This window comes from Actinomadura sp. HBU206391 (assembly GCF_014323665.1).
In the GTDB taxonomy this organism is placed as follows: domain Bacteria; phylum Actinomycetota; class Actinomycetes; order Streptosporangiales; family Streptosporangiaceae; genus Actinomadura_C.
Map to the genome: position 1 here is coordinate 1 of NZ_JABVEB010000522.1, position 1,600 is coordinate 1,600.

Genomic DNA, 1,600 nt, shown 5'->3' on the forward strand with positions numbered 1-1,600 from the left:
ACGTGACGCTGGTCATCGCCGTCGACGGTCCCTCGGGGTCCGGCAAATCCAGCGCGGCCAAAGGTGTGGCACGCGCTCTCGGGTTCCGCTATCTCGACACCGGCGCCATGTACCGCGCCATGACGTGGTGGATGCTGCGCGAGGGTGTGGCGGTGCTGGACGCCGAGGCGGTGGCGGCCCGGGCGGCCGAGCCGCTACTCGAACCGGGCACCGACCCCGACGCCCCGACGATCTCGGTGGACGGCGTCGACGTGTCCGGCCCCATCCGCACCCGCGAGGTCACCAACGCGGTGAGCGCGGTCAGCTCGGTGCCGATCGTCCGGGAGCGGCTCGTCCTGCTCCAGCGCGAGATCATCGCCGCCGGGGACATCGTCGCCGAGGGCCGCGACATCGGCACCGTTGTCGTGCCCGATGCAGCAGTCAAGATCTTCCTCACCGCGAGCGAGGAGGTGCGGGCCCAGCGCCGGGTCAAGGAGCTGGCCGCCGATCCCGCCGCCACGGTCGAGGTGACCCGCACCGAGCAGGCCCGCCGGGACCTGCTGGACTCGACCCGTAAGACATCCCCCCTGATCAAGGCCGACGACGCCCACGAGATCGACTCCACGGAGCTCGGCCTCTATGAGGTCATCGAGGCGATCCTTCGGCTCGCGAAAGAGCAGACGTGACTGAGTACGAGATGACGCATGCCGACACGGTCGGCGGCGACCTGGATTACGACCTGGACCACGGTCTGGAGCACGACGCGGCAGCCGTGCCGGTGCCGGTCGTGGCGGTGGTCGGCCGGCCCAACGTCGGCAAGTCCACGCTGGTCAACCGGATCCTCGGCCGCCGCGAGGCGGTGGTCGAGGACGTGCCGGGGGTGACCCGTGACCGGGTGGCCTACGACGCGGAGTGGAACGGCAGGCGGTTCACCGTCGTCGACACCGGCGGCTGGCTGCCCGACGCCGTCGGCCTGGCGGCGGCGATCGCCGAACAGGCGCGGCTGGCGGTCGAGCTGGCCGATGTGGTCCTGTTCGTCGTGGACGCGACCGTGGGCGCCACCGACGTCGACGAGGCCGTGGTCGAGATCCTGCGCCGCTCCGCCAAGCCGATCGTGCTGGCCGCCAACAAGGTCGACGACATCGGCGCCGAGTCCGACGCGACGGCGCTGTGGTCGCTGGGCATCGGTGAGCCGCTGTCGGTGAGCGCCCTGCACGGGCGGGCCAGCGGCGACCTGCTCGACGCCGTTCTGGCGGCACTGCCCGAGCCGGCCCCGCCCGAGACCTTCGACGAGGCGGGCGGGCCGCGCCGGGTCGCGCTCATCGGCCGACCCAACGTCGGCAAGTCGAGCCTGCTCAACAAGCTGGCGGGAGAGCAGCGCGCGGTGGTCGACGCGGTCGCCGGGACCACCCGCGACCCGGTCGACGAGCTGATCGAGCTGGGCGGCAAGACCTGGCGCTTCGTCGACACCGCCGGCATCCGCCGCCGGCACCGCGAGAACCAGGGCGCGGACTTCTACGCCACGCTCCGCACCCAGTCGGCGCTGGATCGCTCCGAGGTGGCGGTGGTCCTCGTGGACGCCAGCGAGTCCCTCGCCGAGCAGGACCTGCGGATCATCTCC

General features: G+C 72.1%; 2 protein-coding genes. Both read left to right on the plus strand.

Annotation, left to right across the window (positions count from 1 at the left end; translation table 11 throughout):
• Positions 1 to 2: 2 nt before the first annotated feature.
• Positions 3 to 665: a (d)CMP kinase gene (cmk, locus tag HKK72_RS39055; protein ID WP_187239400.1), complete on the plus strand. Its 663-nt coding sequence runs from the start codon at positions 3 to 5 to the stop codon at positions 663 to 665.
• Positions 666 to 676: 11 nt separating this feature from the next.
• Positions 677 to 1,600: ribosome biogenesis GTPase Der (der, locus tag HKK72_RS39060; RefSeq protein WP_187239401.1), on the plus strand; the 924-nt coding region annotated here is incomplete at its 3' end.